Source organism: Burkholderia sp. L27(2015) (assembly GCF_009765705.1).
Lineage (GTDB): Bacteria > Pseudomonadota > Gammaproteobacteria > Burkholderiales > Burkholderiaceae > LMUX01.
The window spans coordinates 674,615-696,848 of sequence record NZ_LMUX01000017.1 but is presented as its reverse complement, the minus strand read 5'-3'; the positions used below and the strand labels follow the sequence as shown (position 1 = coordinate 696,848).

Annotated in this window: 20 protein-coding genes and 1 pseudogene; 11 read left to right on the top strand and 10 right to left on the bottom strand. The window is 56.6% G+C overall.

Features of this window, described 5'->3' with window-relative positions; translation table 11 throughout:
- The first annotated feature begins 221 nt into the window (after positions 1-221).
- The gene (locus GSQ77_RS16690; RefSeq protein ID WP_174246450.1) at positions 222-917 is read left to right on the top strand and encodes a response regulator transcription factor; all 696 of its coding nucleotides are present in this window, start codon (positions 222-224) and stop codon (positions 915-917) included.
- Here the strand turns inward: GSQ77_RS16690 and GSQ77_RS16685 are convergent.
- The 4 genes from GSQ77_RS16685 to GSQ77_RS16670 all read right to left on the bottom strand — a co-directional run bounded on the left by GSQ77_RS16685 (position 908) and on the right by GSQ77_RS16670 (position 5,777).
- Complete coding sequence (locus GSQ77_RS16685) at positions 908-2,830, bottom strand: ATP-binding protein (RefSeq protein ID WP_216854911.1); 1,923 nt, start codon at positions 2,828-2,830, stop codon at positions 908-910. The two genes, GSQ77_RS16690 and GSQ77_RS16685, sit on opposite strands and share 10 nt — an antisense overlap.
- A gap of 204 nt (positions 2,831-3,034) precedes the next feature.
- Positions 3,035-4,249: a cyclopropane-fatty-acyl-phospholipid synthase family protein gene (locus GSQ77_RS16680; RefSeq protein WP_158903833.1), complete on the bottom strand. Its 1,215-nt coding sequence runs from the start codon at positions 4,247-4,249 to the stop codon at positions 3,035-3,037.
- 79 nt (positions 4,250-4,328) lie between these two features.
- Complete coding sequence (locus GSQ77_RS29980) at positions 4,329-4,784, bottom strand: DUF3331 domain-containing protein (RefSeq protein ID WP_367889679.1); 456 nt, start codon at positions 4,782-4,784, stop codon at positions 4,329-4,331.
- A 516-nt stretch (positions 4,785-5,300) separates the two neighbouring features.
- Entirely contained in the window at positions 5,301-5,777 is a 477-nt protein-coding gene (locus GSQ77_RS16670) for a DUF417 family protein (RefSeq protein WP_254067657.1), read from the bottom strand.
- Positions 5,778-6,134: 357 nt separating this feature from the next.
- On the opposite strand from GSQ77_RS16670, the gene GSQ77_RS16665 reads away from it, so the two are divergent.
- The 6 genes from GSQ77_RS16665 (at position 6,135) to GSQ77_RS16640 (ending at position 12,299) form a co-directional block, all read left to right on the top strand.
- On the top strand, positions 6,135-6,494 hold the full coding sequence (locus tag GSQ77_RS16665; RefSeq protein ID WP_254067656.1) for a BON domain-containing protein: 360 nt from the start codon (positions 6,135-6,137) through the stop codon (positions 6,492-6,494).
- Positions 6,495-7,343: 849 nt separating this feature from the next.
- Positions 7,344-8,231: an alpha/beta fold hydrolase gene (locus GSQ77_RS16660; RefSeq protein WP_158903831.1), complete on the top strand. Its 888-nt coding sequence runs from the start codon at positions 7,344-7,346 to the stop codon at positions 8,229-8,231.
- A 72-nt stretch (positions 8,232-8,303) separates the two neighbouring features.
- Positions 8,304-9,284: a zinc-binding alcohol dehydrogenase family protein gene (locus GSQ77_RS16655; RefSeq protein WP_158903830.1), complete on the top strand. Its 981-nt coding sequence runs from the start codon at positions 8,304-8,306 to the stop codon at positions 9,282-9,284.
- Between the two features lie 393 nt (positions 9,285-9,677).
- Entirely contained in the window at positions 9,678-10,448 is a 771-nt protein-coding gene (locus GSQ77_RS16650; RefSeq protein ID WP_158903829.1) for an SDR family oxidoreductase, read from the top strand.
- Positions 10,449-10,511: 63 nt separating this feature from the next.
- Positions 10,512-11,213, top strand: a complete 702-nt coding sequence (locus GSQ77_RS16645; protein WP_158903828.1) for an alpha/beta hydrolase — start codon at positions 10,512-10,514, stop codon at positions 11,211-11,213.
- A 498-nt stretch (positions 11,214-11,711) separates the two neighbouring features.
- Positions 11,712-12,299: an ABATE domain-containing protein gene (locus GSQ77_RS16640; RefSeq protein ID WP_158903827.1), complete on the top strand. Its 588-nt coding sequence runs from the start codon at positions 11,712-11,714 to the stop codon at positions 12,297-12,299.
- Positions 12,300-12,336: 37 nt separating this feature from the next.
- Here the strand turns inward: GSQ77_RS16640 and GSQ77_RS16635 are convergent, their stop codons facing one another.
- From GSQ77_RS16635 to GSQ77_RS29560, 6 genes and pseudogenes are all read right to left on the bottom strand, one after another.
- Positions 12,337-13,551 (bottom strand): CynX/NimT family MFS transporter, encoded by a 1,215-nt coding sequence (locus GSQ77_RS16635; protein ID WP_216854910.1) that lies wholly within the window; start codon positions 13,549-13,551, stop codon positions 12,337-12,339.
- Between the two features lie 161 nt (positions 13,552-13,712).
- The gene (locus GSQ77_RS16630; RefSeq protein WP_158903826.1) at positions 13,713-14,285 is read right to left on the bottom strand and encodes an ABATE domain-containing protein; all 573 of its coding nucleotides are present in this window, start codon (positions 14,283-14,285) and stop codon (positions 13,713-13,715) included.
- Between the two features lie 232 nt (positions 14,286-14,517).
- Positions 14,518-15,057 carry a carboxymuconolactone decarboxylase family protein gene (locus tag GSQ77_RS16625; protein WP_158903825.1) on the bottom strand — a complete coding sequence of 180 codons (540 nt, stop codon included), beginning with the start codon at positions 15,055-15,057 and terminating at the stop codon, positions 14,518-14,520.
- A 381-nt stretch (positions 15,058-15,438) separates the two neighbouring features.
- On the bottom strand, positions 15,439-15,873 hold the full coding sequence (gene tssE / locus GSQ77_RS16620) for a type VI secretion system baseplate subunit TssE (protein WP_158903824.1): 435 nt from the start codon (positions 15,871-15,873) through the stop codon (positions 15,439-15,441).
- On the bottom strand, positions 15,870-18,653 hold the full coding sequence (tssH, locus tag GSQ77_RS16615; RefSeq protein WP_158903823.1) for a type VI secretion system ATPase TssH: 2,784 nt from the start codon (positions 18,651-18,653) through the stop codon (positions 15,870-15,872). Before tssH ends, tssE begins: the two co-directional genes overlap by 4 nt.
- Positions 18,654-18,847: 194 nt before the next feature.
- Positions 18,848-18,946: pseudogene (locus tag GSQ77_RS29560) on the bottom strand (type VI secretion system tube protein Hcp); the annotation flags it as partial.
- Here GSQ77_RS29560 and tssJ point away from each other — a divergent pair.
- The 4 genes from tssJ (at position 18,941) to GSQ77_RS16595 (ending at position 22,146) form a co-directional block, all read left to right on the top strand.
- Positions 18,941-19,417 carry a type VI secretion system lipoprotein TssJ gene (gene tssJ, locus GSQ77_RS16610; RefSeq protein ID WP_254067654.1) on the top strand — a complete coding sequence of 159 codons (477 nt, stop codon included), beginning with the start codon at positions 18,941-18,943 and terminating at the stop codon, positions 19,415-19,417. The pseudogene GSQ77_RS29560 and the gene tssJ sit on opposite strands and share 6 nt — an antisense overlap.
- 247 nt (positions 19,418-19,664) lie before the next feature.
- Positions 19,665-20,090: a PRC-barrel domain-containing protein gene (locus GSQ77_RS16605; protein WP_158903821.1), complete on the top strand. Its 426-nt coding sequence runs from the start codon at positions 19,665-19,667 to the stop codon at positions 20,088-20,090.
- 32 nt (positions 20,091-20,122) lie between these two features.
- Positions 20,123-21,736: an MFS transporter gene (locus tag GSQ77_RS16600; RefSeq protein WP_254067673.1), complete on the top strand. Its 1,614-nt coding sequence runs from the start codon at positions 20,123-20,125 to the stop codon at positions 21,734-21,736.
- A gap of 32 nt (positions 21,737-21,768) precedes the next feature.
- The gene (locus GSQ77_RS16595; protein WP_158903820.1) at positions 21,769-22,146 is read left to right on the top strand and encodes a RidA family protein; all 378 of its coding nucleotides are present in this window, start codon (positions 21,769-21,771) and stop codon (positions 22,144-22,146) included.
- Positions 22,147-22,234: the final 88 nt, after the last annotated feature.

The window sequence follows — 22,234 nt, the reverse complement described above, 5'->3', positions numbered from 1 at the left end:
TGGCATCACCAGCAGGTTTGCTGAGACCGCTCCGCGTTCAATCACGTCAACAATGATACGGGCGTTAATTTCCCGGCGGTCAAGTGATCGCCAAATCAGTGAGCACAACGTTACACAGTAACGCGAACGTCTGCAGCAAGCCTTAGCCTATGCCAGAAGTGCGATCATCCGATGATGAAGACGATCGATTTCTGCAACGGAAATTTCAGCAGGGAGAGGCAATGAAACAGGCGACCATGGAAAAGCAACAGGAATATTTGTCGGGTGCGTTGGTCTACGTGATCGATGATGACGAGTCGATTCGAAACTCCTTGTCGGACCTCCTCCATTCGGTTGGCATTGAGGTCCGGGCGTTCGATTCACCAGACCGTTTCTTTGATTTCTCGAGGCCCGATGTTCCGAGTTGTCTGATCCTGGACGTGCGCTTGCGCGGGGTGAGCGGCATCACGCTCCACCAGGAAAAGTTCAAGGACAAGATAAGGCCGCCGATTATATTTTTAACGGCCCACGGCGACGTCGCGATGTCGGTGAGGGCGATGAAGGCAGGGGCTTTCGATTTTATAACGAAGCCGTTTCACGCTCAGGACCTGCTTGACTCAATCTCCGCCGCACTGCGGCTGGACGGGGAGTTGAGACATGAGGAGCAGGTCGTAGCTTGTATTCGTCGCAGTTACGAGTCCCTCACGCCGCGTGAGAGGGAGATCGTCTCTTTGGTTGCAGAGGGACTGATGAACAAGCAAATTGCGGATCGATTGGCACTGAGCGAAGTCACAGTGAAGCTGTATCGTTCGCAGGCCATGCGCAAGCTGGACGCTCGCTGCGTCCCCGACCTCGTCCGGATGCTGCAGCAGGTGCTTCCCGAGCCGCGCGTAGGGATCCGGCGGCAGCGGGCTCGCGGGTCGGCGGCCTATCTTTGATCGCGGTAGGCTGGCCAACTATCCGAAGCCGCCTCGAAGGGTGGCAGCGCGCACCGGAACGTAACACCGCATTGCGAATTATTGAAAACCCAGATTTTGCCTCCGTGGGCTTCGATGATCGAGCGACAGATGGTCAGCCCCATCCCCATGCCATGCGGTTTTGTACTGAAAAAGGCATTGAACAGTTCGCCCGCGTTCTCCGGGCTCACACCGGTACCGCTATCGCGCACCTCGAAAACCACATTTCCCTGCTCGTCTCGATCCGATTCGATGGTGAGCTCGCGGACTCGATCGTTGATGCCGTCCATCGACTGCAGGCCATTCATGATCAGGTTGATGAGCACCTGCTGCAACTGGAGAGGGTCACCGAGCAAGGGAGGCAATGACGGTGCCAGTTGCACGCGCAATGTAACCTGATGACTCAGAATCTCACTGCGCGTCAGAGGGATCACGTCGTTGATCACATCATTGAATTCCAGCGGCGCTCTATGCCCGGTGCCTTTGGTAGCCAGCAGTCGGATGCGGCGGATAACCTCGCTGGCACGCTGGCCGTCGTTAATGACCCGGATAACACTCGCGCGGACTTTTTCGGGCCGAGCGGGGTCGTGCTCGAGCCATCGCAGGCACGCCTCGCCGTTGGCGACGATCGCCGCTAGTGGCTGGCTGACTTCGTGAGCAATAGACGCGCTCAGTTCGTCGAGCGTAGTCGCGCGGCTTACGCGGGCGAGTTCACTCTGGGCGTCGTGCAAGCGCTTCTCCGCCAGTCTCGCTGCGGTCACATCCATGACCGCGCCTGCATATTGCAGCCGATTCGACTCTGCATGCATCGCTCGCGCGACGACGTGGAGGTATTTCACGGATCCGTCCGGCATCAGCAGGCGATGTTCGAAATCAAGGTCGTCCAAGGATGCGATCACCTGTTTGATCGTTTGTTTCACACGATCAAGATCACACGGGTATACGCGCTGCAAGATCAGATCGAGGGTGGGCGTGATGTCCGGGCTATATTCGAAAATCCGGAACGTCTGCTCTGACCAAAATACCTCTCCGGTGCCGGCCTCCCACCCGAAGCTGCCGGTGCTGCTCAGCTTCTGGGCCTCGGCCAGATAGGTTGCCTGGCATTGGCGCAGGGCCTCTTCACACTGCTTGCGCGCTGTAATGTCATTTCCCGTTTCGATCGTAGCGAGTGGCCGGCCGCTGCCACTGCGCTGCAAAGACCATCGACTTGCGATCACGGCTTCAGAACCGTCATGCTTTTTGTGCATGAGTTCACCCTCCCAGCGCCCCGTGTGCAGCAACGTGGAGGTAATTTCCTCCAGAGAAGCGGGGAACCGAGTGCGTAGAAGGCTGTGCACTACCTCGCCGATGGCTTCATCCTTGCTCCACCCGTAGAGCTTTTCGGCGCCGCAATTCCAATACATGATCACATTGCCCATATCGCGCACGATCACTGTGTCGTGCGTGAGGTCGAGAAGCCGGGCTTGTTCACGCTGAAGCTCGGTCACGGAACGAGTACGGCGCGTCAGTGCTGTGATAACCAATGAAGCAAAGAGGAAACTTCCCAGTGTCGGCAGGTCGGTTTTGTCCGGAAGATGCAGGGCAAATATCGGCCTGGTGAAGACGAGATCAATGTAGAAGTTGGTGATCATGCAGAATACGAAGGACGAAATGCCACTGTCCATCAGAGACACGAATACAACAGCAGCGAGAAAAACACACTTGGACGCAGACTCGTCAAGATGGAGCTCGATGCATAGATAAGTCACCAGGCCCAACATAACACTGCCGGCGAGCCAAACCAGCGCGAGGTGGCGTATCTGACTCGCGCGGTCGATAGGTTTCGGTACCACCAGACGCGCTGCTTGGCTACGCACCCGGGTTCGAAGATTTTTGTGAGGGGATAGCGAGATCATGATCGATGAGGTGAGTCCTGCATTGCAGATGGCTACGGACTGCTCTATCGCAGATAGCGTCAAGCAACACGAGCGATGATCCGTTACTTGATCGATGCGTGCTGCGTTACTGCGTAACGAAATGCGTGCCTGGCAGGCGCCAGGCACGCACGGGTGGCTATCCAAGGTGCTCATCTAGCCGCTTGTGCAGCGCTCATGCCGCACTCATCGATACATGTGATGCCGTGACCAGGGGATGGTGTTGGCCGGCTGTTGCGATTTCTGACAGACGATCTGAAAGATAGATACATTGTCCTGAGCAAATGCCTGCGCGCAGCCGGCCAGATAAACTCGCCAAATGCGGTATTTCGTTTCGCCAACCATCTGTCGGATGAGCTCGGTCTCTCCTTCAAATCGCCGGGTCCACTCGTCCAGCGTTTTCACATAATGGCGCCTTAGGTTTTCCACGTCCAGTGCTTCGAGACCGCCAGCCTGCATTGCGCGCAGAGCCAACGATATGTGCGGGAGTTCGCCGGCCGGAAACACATATTGATCGATGAACGTGCCTCCGCCAGCAGGAGAGTCGCCATTATTCGGGTCTGTCGAGGTAATTCCGTGGTTCATCGCAACACCGTCGTCCCCCAGCAAGGCATGAATCTTGGAGAAATACCCCTCGAGGTTATCGAGCCCGACGTGCTCGAACATACCGACGCTTGTGATTCGATCAAATGTGCCGGTCACGTCCCGGTAGTCTTGCAACCTGATCTCTACCAGATCGGACAAGCCGGCTTCCTTGACACGTTGGCAAGCCAGCTCATATTGCTTTTCGGAAAGCGTGACGCCCACGCAACGCGCCTGGAATTTCTGTGCCGCACGGATAACCAGAGCCCCCCAACCGCAGCCGATATCGAGGAGCGTCTGACCATGCTGCAGCCTGATCTTCGACAGAATATGGTCGATCTTTTTTCTCTGCGCGTCGTCCAGCGTTTCATCACCCCGCTCGAAATAGCCGCACGAGTAGACCATCCGCTTATCCAGCCAGAGCTGATAGAACTCGTTCGATACGTCATAGTGATACTGGATCGATTCCTTGTCCTCCTTGCGCGTATGGGTAAAGCGCTTGAGAACCTTACGGGCGAGTCCCATATCTTGAGTCGGCAGCGACGCCAGCGTGTAAGCGACTTCAATGATGTCGGCAATCTTGCCGTCGATGTCTATGCTTTGCCGAACATACGCCGAACCCAGTGCGTCCAGGCTGGGGTTGAGAAACGCGCCAATGGCTGCAACATCATTGACGCGAAGTTGTACCCGAGGAGCATCAAACGTACCGAGGTCATAGTTTCTGCCTGACCATAGCTTAAGGCGCACCGGCAAATTCATTTCGGTTCGGATGTGGTTTGCCCATGTGTCCAGCTTCGTGCCGATTACCTTTTCCAACATGACTTGAACCTCAATGGAGAGTGGATGATTTGATGCATAAGATGGCCCGCATGAATCAGACGGCGCATGATGGCGTCGGCTACGACGCTGCAACCTGCACAAGGTCAATGTGGGTAGCGAGTATCATTGCCGAGGCGTTCAACGGGATGGTGTTCCTCACGCATGGACGAAAGATTTCGTCTCCGCGATTGATTGGGTCGCCGCTGATGGCGCAAAACCCCGCCTTCTTCGAGACGGCCCGTCGCCAGAGTTGATAGCAGTAACTGCAACGTGTTGAATCTCGCCAAGATATGAGAGCGCAGAATTGACTGGGTCGATCAAGGACTTCAATTTGGGTGTTGACCTGGTACCGGTTTTTCGGTTGCGTTTGCCCGGGTGCACCGCGGCCGCGGCGGCGATCGCATTGATGCGATGGCTTGGCATCGACCCCATCAGTCTGCAGCGACCTCAGGATGTGCAGCCAGCGCAGGTCGAGTTCGGTCTGCAATGCGTTGCTGTCAAGTTGCGTCTGCTGCGTTGGAAAAGCTAGGCTCATTTTCAGCATGGGTGACAGGGTCTCCGTGCAAGCTATGGGTCTGGCTGCGATTACACGACAGCCCAATGGGGTCCGCAAGATAGCAAAAGGTATTTAAAAATTTGGAGAACGTATAGTTTGTTTATACAAACGTATGTGAGCATAGGCGTAACGCTTACGAGCGCTGCATGAGCTGGATTGCCTGGGCTGCGCGCTCGTGCCCTATGTCACCGCTCTACGGCACTAGAAGAACCGGTCGGAACAAGACCAACTCGATAACATCTCGAGCAAGCGATAGCCGTAGGGCGTGAGGATCGCCTGGTTTTGCTCAGAATCAAGCAAAATGAGTTGATGTCGAACCAGGGCATCAATTTCCGCTAGTCCAAGATCGATCGTCTGCGCAGCATGACTTATTAGCATTAGCGTTGAAAACTCGTGCGGGCTTAGCATAATCATCTTGTAGGCGATCCTATCAAGAGCGTTTTTCAGAGACACAGCCCGACCACTTGGGCTTAGCCATCGGCTATCGCGGCACGGCTACACCTCAGAGCGCCACGACAAAGAGGCGATAAGCAGCGTCAAGCATGCGGCCAACAGCGCCACGTCCTTGAGCAGGAACTGCTCCAACAACGTCGAGATGATCGGGAAACCGGTCGGACTGATGATGGTGATATCCGGCGTGCTGAAAACGAATGACGTCGTCAGCAGGAAGGTGCCGCTCGCCATTGCCGCTCCTAATGCCGAAACCACCGGGATAAACGACCCGATAATCAGGGCCGCCGCCGTGGTCAATTCGATCGTCCCCACAACGCGGGCCTCGCCTCTCACACCGAACATGCCCAACCAACTCATAAATGGGCTGTGTGAAATTAGCGGCGCGATGGCCTCGGCTGCATACGGCGTGAATTTTTGTATGCCGAACCAGATGAAGATGGCCACCATCGACCACCTCAACAATGCAACGTGCAGATAAGCGCCATTGTTTTTTTCTGCCACTCGGAAATGAATGTTCACGGTCTTCCATCCTCTGTTTGTCAATACAACGATGTGGACTTCAGATCTTAGTGACTGACCGCTGGCCGAACAACATACATACGTATCGGCGCGATATACCGTTGAACATATGGCGGCTTCGCGCGATCGCATACGTGTCTGCCATGCACGGTTAAAAAACAAGGCACCTCGCAAGCGATCCCAGCGTTACATCCGTTTGGTCCGGTTCAAATGTCCGAACCGACTGTACGTATGTATAGCGCTGCAATACATACGTATGTTGTTCGGGCAGATGGCAGGTACTAACATTTGCCTGCGCATTCGACTACGCGTCGATTGCCCAAAGGAACGACTCCCTATCGTAATTTTTGAGAAGGCATGAACATGAGACTTCACAAAGCACTGACTACTCTGGCTGCTGGCGCATTCTTTTTCGCTTGTAATGTGTATGCGCAGGATAGTATGGGTTCTGCCACTGCTTCCCCGATGAGCTCCTCCAAAAAGATGATGAAAGCGGCGGACCGTCAGACTGCCCACGATGTCCGTCGCGTTTTGACGCGAACAAAGGGGCTTCCGGCTATCGATATTCGGGTCTTCGCTAAATCCGGGGCAATAACACTGGTCGGCACCGTGCCGGACAGTTCGCAGATTGAGCTTGCCGGTACTGCTGCGGCCGCAGCACCGAATGTCAAATCGGTGCGCAATCTGCTTACCGTACGAATCGCGGGCGGCCACTAAGCAGGAGATTGGGCGAACGGTCGGCGCACGACCTATCGCCCAGTGAGCCATCTCCGCTTGCAAGGCGGAGACGATCGCTACGCCGGTTGTCTCCGCCGATCCGGTTCTTTCAAAGGGTTTTCGTAAGGGTTCTTTGCTTCCCGCGACGGTCGTCGCACTAACCACAGTGTGTATCGCACACGATCCAGAGCGATCGTGCCACCGGTTCGTCGGCGGGGATGCCATGCAGGCCAGCTTTTCCCCTCGCGTGCTCCAGATCGTCCTGCCCGTGGACCGGATCGTTCCGAACATAAACCGCTCTGCCTCAGAAAAAAAGTCCGGCGAAATCTCAGGGATAACGCCGGACGTAAAACAGCGAACGTTGGAACCTCATGAGTGGAGATGGTTCGCTGCCGCGTCAACCCTCATCACACTATTCAATGCGGAGGCGTTTTTCAATTGTCCGTTGGTATAACTAATGGTCCGACTGTGTAACCCGGTGCGATTTGGCTCACCCATTGATGCCATTTCCCCGATTCGGCCGCGCGCAGGCTTCCTGGTACTGACCAACCATGTCGGTGTTGTGAATGTATCGAGAAAAATGGCCCTCGCCGGCCAAATTTTTCCGGCGTCGGTATTTATCCGACCTATGCTGTTTAGGCGAACTTGGTGGTATGAAACGCGTGGTATTCGATGTGTAGATGTCAAATTAATGACGGCCGTTCCATGGCGAATTCCTCATGAAGCGGTCGGCGGCAGCTTCGGTAGGTAACCGGTAAAAATACAGTTGACAAGTTACATGATTCGGTTAGGATGAGGCCTGAGATTCAAGGTCCGTTACCCATGTTGTACGTTCTTGCGGAGGTTCTTATGTCGAAAGAGAATGGTATTCCTGCGGTGTCTGTGAAGCGCATTGAAGCAGACGGTGTGGATGTGTTTTATCGTGAAGCGGGTGCGCCGGATGCGCCGGTGGTCTTGCTATTGCACGGTTTTCCGTCGTCTTCGCATATGTATCGCGAACTCATCCCGCGGCTAGCTGCTAACTATCGTGTGATTGCTCCCGATTTCCCCGGGTTCGGATTTACGAATGTCCCGCCGCAGCGCGGTTATCAGTATTCATTCGATGCCTTGGCGGCAACGATGGACGCGTTCGTCACCCAATTGGGCCTGAAGAAGTACGCGGTGTATGTGTTCGACTATGGTGCCCCGGTTGGCCTCCGGCTTGCGGTCAAGCATCCGGAGCGGGTTACGGCGCTGATTTCCCAGAACGGCAACGCTTACGAAGAAGGGCTGGGCGATGCATGGGGTCCGATCCGTAAATATTGGGCGGAGCCGTCGGCCGCGAATCGCAAGGTGGTGCACGATGCGATTCTAAATTTCGATGGTACGAAATTTCAGTATGTGCATGGCGTCTCGAATCCGGATTCAATCGCGCCGGAATCATACACACTTGACGCCGCACTGTTGGAGCGTCCTGGTCAGAAAGACATCCAGATGGATTTGTTCCTGGATTACGCGTCGAATCTAAAACTGTACCCGACGTTTCAAAAGTTCTTCCGCGAAGCGAAGCCGCCGACTCTCGCAATCTGGGGCAAGAATGATCCGTTCTTTACGCCGCCCGGAGCGCAAGCCTATCGTCGCGACAATCCTGACGCAGTCGTCAAGATGCTCGATACGGGTCATTTTGCATTGGAAACGCACGGCGAAGAAATTGCGAGAGAGATGAACGCGTTTCTTGCGAAGCATTTGCGGGCTTAGTACCTGCGGTTCCCGGTTTCGCAGTTTTTCGGTTTTCGGGGTCGGTTGAACGTCAAGAGTTGGAGGTGTGTCGTGAAAGCAGTTGTCTTGGATGGCTTTGGTGGGCTCGATGTATTGGTGTTCAAGGATATTCCGAAACCGGAACCCAAAATGGGAACTGTGGTGATCAAGGTCAAAGCGTTCGGCATCAACCATGCCGAAATGCATATGCGCAGAGGGGAGTGGGCGGAGGCTGCCGAGGTGAGCGGTATCGAGTGTGTCGGCATCGTGGACTCGTGCCCGGGAGGGGAGTTCGCGGTAGGAAGTAAGGTCGCGGCGTTGATGGGCGGGTTGGGACGCACGATTAACGGTAGCTATGCCGAGTACACCCGCGCGCCTGTCACGAACGTCGCGTCGATTGAGGCGGATTTGCCATGGGCCGAGTTGGCAGTCATTCCTGAAACGTATGCAACAGCGTGGACGTGCTTATTCCGGAACCTCGAGATCCAGAGTGGTCAGACGATCCTGATCCGTGGCGCAACGTCGTCATTTGGTTTGGCGGCAGTCAATATGGCGGTCAATGCTGGGGCCAGGGTAATCGCGACGACTCGTAGCGAAAGCCGCTTTGGGAAGTTGCAAGCCTTGGGGGTTGAGCGAGTGGAGATCGAAAGTAAAGATTTGTCGACCCGTATCGCAGAACGGAAGGCGTTGGACGGTGTTCTGGATCTGGTCGGCAACAGCACGCTGCTCGATTCATTGGCGATGGTGCGCCGGGGTGGCCGTGTCTGTCTCGCAGGATGGCTCGGAGGATTAGATCCGATCAAGGATTTTAATCCGCTGTTGCAGATGTCGAGCGGCGTGAATTTCAACTTCTTTGGTAGTTTTGTGTTTGGGACACCGGGATTTCCGCTTTCCGACGTGCCACTGCAAGCCATCGCGGCCGATATTGCCGCAGGACGCTATCAGGCAAAACCTTCCCGAATTTTCGCGTTTGATGAAATCCGAGAGGCGCATCGAGTTATGGAAGCCAACGAGGCGAACGGCAAGATGGTGGTCGTGGTGGAAAAAGATTGATGATAGTTGGGCGAAACCGATGCGCCAGTGACGGTATCGCATTGTCGCGATTACCCCCGCGGTTGGCCCATTTATTCGATGACGGCGCTGATGCTTGAGATCGCCATCGAAAGTGCTCGGAAGTGCGGGGTCCGATCATAGCTGCTATGAACCCTGGTTCATGGCTCCTTTAGTCAGTTTCTCCCATAATGGAAGCTAGGGTTCAGTAAGGAATAAAGATGCGCGATCGGATCTCAGGTCGACAAGACGTATCTCTCGATCGAGATGAGCATGCATTGATTTAGTAATGCGAATTAAGGTTGGGAGGCGGAACAGATGAGGTTTATTGCCTTGGGTAAGAGTGTTGGGTTCGGTTGTTGAAATTTAACTTATCGACTGTACGGAGATTTGGAAATGACGAACAAAATTGCGATTGTTACCGGTGCGAGCCGCGGGATAGGCCGGGCAACGGCGATTCGGTTGGCGCAGGACTATTCCGGGCTGGTGTTGGTCGCCCGAAGCGGCGACTTGTTAAAGGAAACTGCCACCGAGATTCGCGCGGCCGGGGCTGAGGCGTTGGAGCTGGATCTGGATTTGCGTGAACCGGCTGCTGCAAAAGCGGTGGTCAGTCGAACACTTGAGAAATTTGGCCGCATCGATGCGGTGGTGAATATCGCGGGTGCGGTTCCGCAAATCGATGTGCTTGAGATGACCGATGAGCAATGGGACGACGGTTTTGCCTTGAAATTGCACGGAGCTCGCCGCCTGGCAATTCAAGCATGGGACGCACTGAAAGCATCAAATGGCTCGGTGATCTTTACGTCCGGGAATTCGGCTGAGGTGCCGAAGTCGGGTTTCGCGGCGGTGGCCACTGTCAACGCGGCGATCGTGGCAATGGCAAAGGCGTTTGCCGATCGTGGCATTACCGATGGGATTCAGGTGAACAGCGTGTTGCCCGGCCCGGTGATGACCGGCCGTCGCCGCTCGTATATGGAAAAGTACGCGCCGGCACACGGCATGACATTGGAAGAAGCGCTTGAAAAGTTTCCGGAGCAAGCGGGAATCACGCGATATGGCAAGCCGGAAGATATCGCGGAGTTCATGGCGTTTGTGCTGTCGCCGTCGGGTCGCTGGTTGGTCGGTTCGGCGCTGCGTATGGATGGTGGTGAGGTCAAGAGCGTTTGATGCAGGCGACATGACGATAATAAGGAGCGCTGCGAATGGGCGCCAGACTGTTAAGGACAGGACATGACTTCTTTTGCCAAAGATGCAACGGTAGTGTTGGTTCACGGTGCGTGGGCCGACGGTTCAAGTTGGAGCAAGGTGATTGCGCCGCTGGTTCGGGCCGGTCTGAAGGTGGTTTGTGCACCGTTGCCGCTGACGAGTTTGGGCGCGGATATAGAAGCCGTAGCGGCGGTGGTGGAGAAGGCAAGCGGGCCGGTGATTTTAGTCGGGCACGCCTATGCGGGCGCGGTGATCAGCGCGGTAGACACGAGCCAAGTGCGGTCGTTGGTGTTCGTTGCGGCATTGGCCCCGGACGAGGGCGAGACGGTAGCGGCGGTGTTTTATCGAGGTGAGAAACACGCGGATGCGCCGGAGCTGGCTCCAGACGCGCGAGGGTTGATTTGGATGCCGGACGTCGGGTTCGAAAAGGCGTTTGCGCAAAATGCTACCGATCAGGAGAAGCTGATAAGTGCGGCGGTACAGCGGCCGATCTCTGTGGCGTGTATTCAGGAGGCTGTTAGCAAGCCGGCGTGGAAGACAAAACCCAGTTGGTTTTTGGTAGCAGAAGAAGACCGGATGATCCATCCGTCGACGCAGCGGTTTATGGCCGAAAGAATGGGTGCGCAGGTGAGAGCGTACCAAGTTGATCATACGCCATCGATAACGGCGCCTGAGCCTGTCATTGAGGTGATTTTGGAAGCAGCACGGTCAACGTTAACTGTATAGACAAGGGTGCCTAGGGCTAGACTCAGGATGGCGTGAAGCTCCTGAGCTAGCCCTTTCATAGCATGAGCTTTGCTATCGATCGAGGCAATCCGCCTCATCACAAAAATCGCTAGAACGTAAGCGATCAAGCGCAATTCCACACTACCGGTCGCATATCTTACCGACTCTCAAGCCTGCGGGTCTGTCGGTATTTTCAGGTATGGTATAGACCGCCTTCTCCGCTTACATTGCAGACCGAGTTTCGACGTCTCTGGCCGCGTTTTCATCCGGCAGATCAACAGCGTGGGGATGTCTGCGCCTTGGGTGTTCACATAAAAACAAGCTGTAAAGCACGCCGCTGAACCGATCACGACGGCCGGCTCACCGCCCCCATGCCGGCGGAGACTCCTGTATATTACGAATACAGGTTACAAAAAAATGCGCTCCACGGGTCGATTGTAACTTTTCAAAACATGTTTTAACGGTTACAATCTATGCCGATTACTGGAGAAATGCTTGATGTCTGCCCCGGAATTCCTGACGCTTGCCGACGATCCTGCACTGGATTTTATGAATACCTTGGCGCAAGGTGAGGATGGCCTGTACGAATATTTAGCAACAAACACGGATGTCGTCGCATGGATGCAAACGATGGGATATCTCGATCAGAGAAATGAACCCACGTTCAAACGCGAAGTGTTGGCAGATACGGCGCGAGCGTTGCGAGAAGTCGTGAGAAAACTGGTGTTTCAACGCAAAGCGGGTAAGAGAGTTGACATCAGTGCGCTCAATGCATTTTTAGTGCATGCCCAATATAACGTGCAGTTGATCCGCGGTGCAGACGGCGCGTTGGAAGTCAAACATCGCTATGAGACAGATACGCCGGAACAGCTTCTGACGCAGGTTGCACAAGCTGCAGCGGAATTGCTCGCCACCGGTGATTTCGAACTGGTGAGAAAGTGCGAAGCGCCCGACTGCGTGCTTTGGTTTTACGACAGGACAAAGTCACACCGCCGACGCTGGTGCAGCATGGCCACATGCGGCAATCGCCACAAGGTGGCGAAGTTTCGCGCTCGTCAAAAGAGCACCGGGCACCCGGAAGACTAGAAGTCCCAATGACGCGAGTCGAGCCAAAATCGTTTGATCAATACTTAACAGGCATCGGTCTCGGTTTCAAGAAAGGCACGATAACAAGCATTGCCATCGACACACCGATCAAACCAACCACCGGTACGTGGAAACTCCCTGTGATATCCCGAAATAGCCCTACGGTAAAGGGCCCAGCGGCCGCAATCACGTAACCGACCAGCATCACAAATGCGTTCCATGTGTTTGCCTCGTCGGTACTATGGGTGTTGTCCAACGGCAAGGTCATACCCAGTGTAAATCCGCCACCGAGCCCGAAGGCTGCCAATCCCACCCACAATATGGGCATGAATGTTGGCGCCACGGCAATACCAACCAAGCCGGCCGCGACAAGTACCCCGCTCAACAAGAGCCATCCACGCCGGTCATGTCCCTTGCTCAATGCCCCGATTATTGGATTCGAGAACATAAACACCGCGGTAAAGCTCGCCAGAATCAAGCCTGCCTTTCCGGTAGGAATTCCATACTCGTGATACATGGGTGCGATCCAGGAGATCAACGCGTAAAACAGCAAGTTATCGCACGCGAAGAATAGCGCCACCAACCACGCCTTGCCATTTCCGATTGGGAACCGCGCGGCTTTCACTGCCGGCGCAACATTGCGCACATTAGCTTGTCGATCCGACTCCGCGACTATCTTCCAACCCGCAATCGCAACCAAGCCAATAACCCCCCACATTCCAGCAGCCAGCCTCCAGCCGCCGGGAAAACTATTAGCGACAGCACCGCTCGAGGCGGCCGCGACGGTACTGCCGAACGATAACGCCGTTGCGTATATGCCCATCAGCATCGCCGCACGCGTCGGAAATTTCGATTTGATCAAGCCACCGAACAACGCGCCCGCTACCGCGATGCCGGCTCCGACGCCCACAGTCGTGAGCAATAAGCCTGCAGTATTGGGTGTGAACGCGCGTGCTATCGTGGCCAGGCAGAGCAGAATCAAAGCCCAGAGCAAAACTTTATCGCGACCAAATCGCCTCGCAAGCCATGGCGTAGGCAGCGCGAGCAGCCCCATAAGCAAATCGGGCACCGCAGTCAACAGCGACGCCAACGCATGCGACAGTCCAAATTCCGTTTGGATCATGGGCAGGATCGGCCCTATCGACACGATGCCCGGCCGCAAACTAATTGCGACAAGAACAATCGCTACAATCAAACTCCACTCGCCGCTCGCTGTTTCGGTCGCCTCGCCCAGCGTCATTTGGTCTCGCATGATCTTATCTGCCGTCCCGGTATTCAATCACTCGAAGTCACTCGACAGACCACTACCCACGCTCAGGTAGCCGGTCATCCCATGTCAAAGTATTAAGGAAATGCAGCGAAGAAGCCATGAAGCCTGGCTCATAGCAGGTATGAGCTGGGTCAAGTGCGTGATCAGTCGCATTTCGTTCGAGTCCGGAATCGTGCCACTTTTTGACGATTGCCGCACAACGACATATTGCACCACCGCCGCCTATGCGCCTTCGTTCTATCGTAGAACCACAGGGGGCAACGATCGCCTTCGCACTTGCGGATTAATCTGAAGTCGCCGCCTGCGAGCAAGTCGGCCGCCGCTATCGCAACCGGGATCAGCAGCTGTGCACTGTTATCCCCCGTATATCTTCTACGCGCGGCTAGATTTCCCTCACAGTCATACGTCAGCTCGATTCGGTAGCCTCCGTTGGCCAGCATAGGATTCAGCCGTCCGATATCCACCGGTTCGCCCGTTTTTCGTTGCGCGAGCAGCTCGCGTATGACCTCGCGAAGTGACCTTGCGTCGCTCGCCAACGTCTGAGCTTCCAGTTCAGGCGTGGGCGCACCGTTCAAGAACCCCGTTTTCCGGAGCCAGTGCACCACATCCTCATTGGTCTGAAAGAGGTCAACCAGTTGCTCGTTTCCAAGTATCACTGTGTTTAGAAATTCGAGCACCGCGTCGTGGTCGGAAGTAGAAACCCTTCGTACCGCCATCGAAGTCTCCTTGAAAAGATTTGCGACTGTAACTATTAATGTGTCATTTGACAAGTTACCACGCTTGGCGCCGTTTCCCCGCTATGGAAAGCCGATAAGCTCGGCGCACGTTGAATTCAAACGGTTGCGCGGTCATACGTCGGTGCCCGCCGGGTTGCTGGTTCCCGCTGCGTCAGCTAGTGCCGGGAGGCAACCGGCTGTTGTGCTGCCGATGCCCTCCCGGCACGACCGCTTACTTAACCGGCGGGAAGTCCACGTCGGTATCGTTGATGCGATTGAAGGTGTTGGTGAAGATGGTCATGGCGATGGCCAGCGAGATCTCGGCTAGTTGCGTGTCGGTGTAGCCGGCCGTGCGAATCGCGGCGACCTCGTTCTCGCTGATCGTGCCGCTGGTCGTGTGCAGGTTCAGTACGAAGCGCACCAACGCATCGCGCTTCGCGTCGCCCGTGGGCTGGCCAGCGCGGATGGCGCGCAAGGCGTCGGCCGACAGACCGGTCATCTTGCCCAGCATCACGTGGGCCGCGACGCAGTAGTCACAGCCGGTCTGTTCGCTGACCAACAGTTTGATGGTTTCGAGGTCTTGCTTGCTCAGGCTGCCCGAGGCCAATGCGCCTTCGGCTTTCAGTACGGCGGTCAGCGCGGCGGGTGCTACATGGCCGACGGCTGCGAACAGGTTGGGAACGCTGCCGCCGGCGATCTTGCGGACTTGGGCATAGACTTCAGCGGTAGCGCCGGTGGCTGAGGCGATATTGGGTACGGTGATACGGCTCATGGTGTGACTCCTGCATCAGGTGGTTAGGAGTCTCTACTTTAAGTCGAAAGGATGATCCTTATAAGGCCTTAAATGATCTATAAAATGCTTATAAGTATCATTTCTAGATTTCTGTGCGAGCGCGGCTGTTCGGCGGTAGGAATCGCATTCGCTGCGATTCAAGCCGTGGTCGGCTTCGGGATAGGTACGGGGATTCGGCTTGACGCCCGGCGAAGTTCTTGCGTAAGTCGTGCGCGACAGAGGAGGGGGCAGGGAGATCGATTTTGCCGAAGCGAAATTGTTTCGGTACGGTGATCGGGGCCGCGAGAGCTAAGGCATGTTGTATGCGGGCGCAAGGGTAGGGCACACCCATGACGGGTGTCGCCCTTCAGCCTGGCCGGATTAGCGGCGAGCCTGTTCAGCCTGCAGCATCGTGAGCCGTGTGCGGCCGTCGGGGGTGAAGTGGGTGCCGAAACGCACCAGTCCCTCGCGATGGAGGTAGCAACTCATCGTGAAGCTGAACAGCATGCCCGTTTCGGTTTCGTCTATCGTGATGGCAATTGATTTTAGGCGTGGCTCGTATTTGAGCAACGTCGTCTCGATCTCTTCGGTGAGCAAATGCGCGGACGCCGGCAATTGACGGTAAATCATCGACAGATCGCCCAGTCCATAGTCCGGCAGGTGCGCGAGGCTGTTGCGGCGGCTGTTTAGAATGCGTTGGATATTGTCTTGCACCGACTGGAATGTCTGCGTCGCGGGATCGACAGCGTCGACAGCAGTGCCGTCGGCGAAGTAGCCGGTCACGGCCTCAAATAGGCCAGGTCCGCCGCGTGTCATGACGCAGCACCTGCGATTTCATCAAACTCGATGGTGATACCGTGCTCGTCTGAGCAGGACAACCGAATCTGTACCGGTGCGTGGCCGTCTCTCGCATTACCGTCTCCCGCATCACCGTTCCCGTCATCACCGTCTCCCGAATCATTGTCTCTCGCATCACCGGTTCCCATACGCACGAGAAGCTCGCGCGACAAAATCGGCAGTATCTGCTGGTCGAGCAAACTGTCGATATTGCGTGCGCCGGAGTCGGGCAACAGGCAGGCGCGTACGAGTTCTTCCACCAGCGCATCGTCACATAGCAGCGGCACGGCAAATTTATGTTCGATGCGCCGGGCCACCTCGTCGAGTTTCATCCGGACGATTGCGGTCAACGCGTGGGAGGTCAATGGCCGGTACACGACGGTCTGAAATCTCGCAAGCAGAGCCGCCTGGAAGTGTTCGATCAGTTGTGGGCGTATCGCTTCCATTAAGAGTCCGGTGGATGCGTCCGTAGCCGCTTCAGCAGCGACATCAGTTGCGGCCATGATTTGCTCGCTGCCGAGATTCGAGGTCATCACGATCACGGTGTTGCGGAAGTCGATCACGCGTCCTTCGCCGTCCCGCATAAAGCCACGGTCGAACACCTGATAGAACACGTTCAACACGTCGCGATGCGCTTTTTCAACCTCATCGAGCAGGACCACGCTATACGGATGCTGGCGCACAGCTTCCGTCAAAACGCCGCCTTGTCCGTATCCAACGTATCCCGGTGGCGAGCCCTTTAGCTGCGATACCGTGTGGGCTTCACGATATTCGGACAGATTGATCGTGATCAGGGCGCGCTCTCCGCCGAACAACAGATCTGCGAGCGCGCGGGCAGTTTCGGTCTTGCCGACACCGGAGGGGCCGACTAATAGGAAGACGCCCAGCGGCGCGTCGTCCGATTTGAGCCCGGCCTTCGCGGCACGTAGGCTCTTGCCCAGTGCTGCAAGCGCGTCATCTTGCCCGACCACCACGCGCGCGAGCCGAGTCTCCAGCTCGAGCAGGGTCGAGCGTTCATCTTCCAAAAGGCTGCCCACCGGTATGCCGGTCCAGTCCGCGATCACGGCGGCTATCGTCGCTTCGTCGACCTCCGCGTGGATTAGCGCTAGTGCGCGGTGTTGTGCCATCGCCGCGTGCGCAGCACCGATTAGCGGGCGCAGATCGCGGCGTGCCGATTCGTCTGTCGCGGTTTGCCACTGCTGCCGAAGTTCGAAGAGCCGGGCTGCGGCTTTCCTTTGCACGATGCAGCGTTGCTCCAGCCCTTCGAGTTCGGTGGATAGGGTGGCTAGCTCGGCGTCGATTGCCGTTTGCCGTTCACCGACATCGGTCGACGTGGCGTCTTGGTCCTGGACCAAGGCTGCGCGTTCGACCTCGAGCGCAGCGCGTTGGGCCTGACACACGGAGATCGCCACCGGCGTCGCCTCTACGCTCATGCGCACCCGAGCCGCGGCCGTATCCAGTAGATCGACCGCTTTGTCCGGCAACTGGCGCCCGGTTAGATAACGTCGAGATAAACGCACGGCCGCGCTGACAGCGGCATCGGTGATGTGGACGCCATGGGGTTGTGCATAGCGCGCTTTAAGGCCGCGCAGCATCAGGCACGCGTTGTCGTCGTCGGGTTCGTCGACCTTGACCATCTGGAAACGGCGTTCCAATGCGGCATCGCGTTCGAAATACTGTTTGTATTCCGCCCAGGTTGTTGCCGCGATAGTGCGTAGTTCACCACGCGCGAGCGCCGGCTTTAACAAATTGGCCGCATCGGCGCCTCCCGCTGTGTTGCCCGCGCCGATCAAGGTGTGTGCTTCGTCGATGAACAAGAAGACCGGCACGGGCGACTGTTGGACCGCCTCGATCACATTCTTCAAGCGCTGTTCGAATTCGCCCTTGACGCCGGCACCGGCTTGCAACAAGCCGAGATCGAGGGTCAAGATACTGACATCGCGTATCACCGCGGGAACATCACCTTCGGCGATCTTGAGGGCCAACCCTTCAACGAGAGCCGTCTTGCCGACACCCGGGTCGCCCACCAGGATCGGATTATTCTTACGGCGCCGCGCGAGGATATCGACCATCTGGCGGATTTCACTATCGCGGCCAAAGACCGGATCAATCTTGCCGTCGCGGGCTTTCTGCGTGATGTCGATCGTGAAACGCTGCAGTGCTTCCGAAACGGGCTGCTTGTGTGTACTCAAGCGCGCTGCGGGCTCGGAGGATCCCTGTATCGGCTCACCTCTAGCGTCGTCATTGGCAAAATTGTTGTTGGGGCGATCTGCCGATAGCGATGGCGCCTCGACAGAAATACGATCCAGTTCTGGCATCAAGCGCTGGATCTGGACGGCGGAGACTGACAGCAGGGGCCACGCATCGGGTGCGCGTAGCGCGTTGGGCATGTCGACGAGTGCCGCGAGCAAATGTGCCGAGCGTATCGCGGTCTGTCCTGGTTCGACCGAGGCAAGCATCCACGCTGCTCGCAGCATTTGACCCAATCGATGCGACAAACCGGGTTTGCCACGTAAGGCGTGTGGCAGTCGGTCGATGGCGGCGAGCAGGCTGTTCCAGATTGCGTCGACATCGATCTCATAACGACGCAGGATCGCGATGAGATCGCCGTCTCCGAGTTCAAGTAGTTTGATGAGCCAATGCTCAATCTCGATATCTGGGTGGGCGCGCGTTTCGCACAGACCGACCGCGTCTTCGAGAGCTTGGGCACAGTGATGATTGAGGCGGCGCAGTAGAGGGGAAAGGTCGCGTGCGGTCATGACGGAAGTTTAAAAAGGCGCACGGACCGAAGAGCGTATGGCCCGTGCGTAAAACCGGTGCTCAAGGAGAAGACTGACTTAGCACCGGGACCAGGACTTGCTTCTTAGCGTTCACTTTTGGCGTTCACTTTGAGTGCTCGCTTTGAATATTCCGATTTGAATATTCGCGTTGAGTACCCGCGTTGAGTACCCGTTTACGAGCGTTCGTTCCAGCTGTCGGCGTGAATAATGTTGCCGTCCTTATACGCCCAGGTGATCTTCTCGTAGCGCAGTTCGATGTCTTCGAGGTGATTACCGTCGCCCTCTCCGGCTGCGGAGTAGGCCAAGCAGTACAGAGCAGCACGGTGGCCGCGGCGAAATGGGCCTTCACAACGCAGGTCAAGACGATGAACCTTGACCTCGTTAGTCGAGCGTCACTAAACGCAAACGGCACGGGTCAACCACTATCCACTGTAGTACGCATCTATCAATTGAAGAAATCCCAAGCGTTCGAGAAACTGGCCTACACCCAATTGCAGGCCAATGACCTAGGCGCACTCAAGGCGGACATACTGACGACAAAAGATATCGTGCTGCGGCCCGATTCGACCGCCAGCATCAGTGTAGAGATGAACGCCGCCGCCGAATACATCGGCATCGCGGCGTTCTTTCGCAGCGGGGGAAAGGACGCGACATGGAAGCTAGTCGTACCCAAGAAGCAATGGAAGCGAACCGATCCCGTGAAAATCGAGGTGCAAGGCAACACGCTGCAGCGCTCTTCGTGAGCCGCTTGTCTCAACCCAGCGCACCGCCCGCCAGTTGACGTGGCTCAATCAGCTCCGTGACCTGCTCTAGCACAACACGCACAACGTCCGCGCTCGCACGGCAAATCGGCGCGCTGGTGTTGCTGATTGGAATCCCGGCCCGTTGCTGCACGCGGAAGTCAGAGCATAATAGAGCGCGGCTCTCGAGATTTCATAGGCAGGGATGCGAAATCGAGCCGGTTCTACTAACCAATCACGGAGTCAATAAATGACGATACGCAAAACACTTTTAGTCGCAATCGTACTGGCATCCTGCATCGACGCCCATGCCCAAGTCGCGGGCAGTCAACCTCTCAGCGTGACCGTCGAGCAATCCAACGCTTTGCTGCAAGGCTGGAGTGTCAAGAAAAGCGTACTCGGTAAAGCCGTCTACAACGATCAAAACATGAAGATCGGCACGATACGCGATCTGGTCGTCGATCCCAGCGGTTCCTTGTCTGCCGCGATTATTTCCGCCGGCGGATTTCTAGGCGTGGCCGTCCACGATGTCGCAGTTCCGATCGGTATGCTCGCTATTCGCGATGGAAACTTCTACCTGGCCGGCGCAACAAAGGATGCGATCAAAGCGACGCCTGCCTTTGAATACAACAAGATTGAATCGCCGCCGAAACCCAAGAAAGTGCAGGGCCAATAAACACGAGAGCGATCTTGACCGTTCATGATCCTTTGGACGAGTCTCACCCCACGCAACCCAGCGCTGGGCAAACCGGTGCGTGCGATGAGCTGATCATCCGCACGCAGCCGGTCGCGGCCGACCCCCCTTGCGTGCGCAAACGGCTCGCGCTCGCGTCGACCATAGTTGGCTCGAGCATGGCATTCATCGACGGTTCGGTGGTCAATGTTGCGCTGCCGTCGATCCAGAACGAACTCGGTGCGAGCGTCGCAGCAATCCAATGGATCGTCAACGCCTACCTACTGTTTCTAAGCTCGCTTGTGCTGATCGGCGGTTCGATGGGCGATCGACTCGGCCGACGCAACGTATTCATCGCGGGCATCGGGCTCTTCACGATCGCTTCGATCGCCTGCGGTCTCTCGCCGAACTCAGGCACATTAATCGCCGCACGTGCGATACAAGGCATGGGCGCCGCGTTGCTGATTCCAAATAGTCTTGCCATCATCGGCGCGGTCTTCAACGAGAAAGAACGCGGCCAGGCGATAGGCACGTGGGCCGGCGTCGCGGCAATCATGACCGCGGTTGGGCCGGTCGCGGGCGGATGGCTCGTCGACGTCCTTTCGTGGCGCGCGATCTTCTTCATCAACGTGCCGCTGGCGTGCGTCACAGTTGCACTCGCGATCATGTCCATTCCGAACAGCTACAAGAGTGACACACGCCAAGCGCTCGACTGGCCCGGGGCGCTTGCCGCGGTGACGGGCTTGGCGATGCTCACCTATGGCCTCACGATCGCTTCGTCACGCGGGCTCGGTAGTCCAGTCGTGCTGGCGCTAATCGTTACCGGCGTGCTCGCGTTGATTGCATTTGTCGTGATCGAAATCAGGAGCCGCAATCCCATGATGCCGCTCGACGTGTTCCGGTCACGCGATTTTGTCGGCGTGAATATCATCACGTTGCTGCTCTATTTTGGATTGAGCGGCGTATTGTTCTTCTTGCCGTTCACGCTGATTCGCGCCCATCACTTCACGGCGACCGAGGCGGGTGCGGCGCTGCTGCCCGTGCCGGTCGTCGTCGGACTGCTGTCGCGTCTCACGGGAGCACTGACGAATCGGGTCGGCCCACGTGCAATGTTGACCACCGGGCCGTTCGTGACCGGAGTCGGCTTTATTTTACTGGGGTGGTTATCCGCGCATGGCGGTTACTGGGGCACTCTTTTTCCGGCGTTGATGGCGATAGGCCTTGGTCTGACAATCACCGTTGCTCCGCTGACGACTACGGTGATGGCCTCCACGACGCGTGATCGCATCGGTGTCGCGTCGGGCATCAACAATGCGGTATCACGTGTCGCCGGGTTGCTTGCGGTGGCCGTGCTTGGCATCGTGTTTGTCGGGGCGCACAACGCGGCTTTGTCCACGCGACTTGACCAATTGAACGTACCTTCCGATGCCTATCGGAGGGCCGGGCAGCTACTTGAACCGGAAGCCAACGCGACGTCTGCGGTGAGTGCTGCTCCGCTTGTGCCGCAACCACTGATCGTCCAGGCGCAAGCCGATGCGCTGGACGCGGCACTGCGTGCAGTAGCATTGACATGCGCGGCGTGCGCGTTTGCCGGTGCGATTGCCGCAGCCATGACGATACAAACTCACAACAAACCAGAGGTGCAATAACGATGAGTGCAATAACGACGAGTACGGCAACGATGAAACAGGCTGTTAACTCCGAGAACGCTCCCCCGCCGGCGGGCGCGTACAGTCAAGCGATCGTGTGCGGCGATTTGGTATTTTTGTCCGGCCAGACGCCACGCGATGTCAGTGGCAATCGCTTGTCGCATCTGCCGTTTGAAGACCAGGCACGACAAACCTTGGACAACCTCAACGCCGTTGCGAGTGAGCTTGGTCTATCGCTGCATGACGCAGTCAAGGTCACGGTCTATTTAAAAAATCCGGCGCGGGCACCCGATTTTGACAAAATATACCGAGGCTACGTCGCTCAACCTTGGCCGGCGAGAACGTTGGTGCAGTCAGGTTTTATCGATTTTGAACTTGAAGTCGACGCGATCCTCAAACTGCGTTCCTGACCTGTTGCGCGTCGGGGAGTGTGGATTTTCCCCGATGAATGCATAGGAAGGGAAGAAAAAGAGCGGTTCTATCTGCAACGAGCGGGCG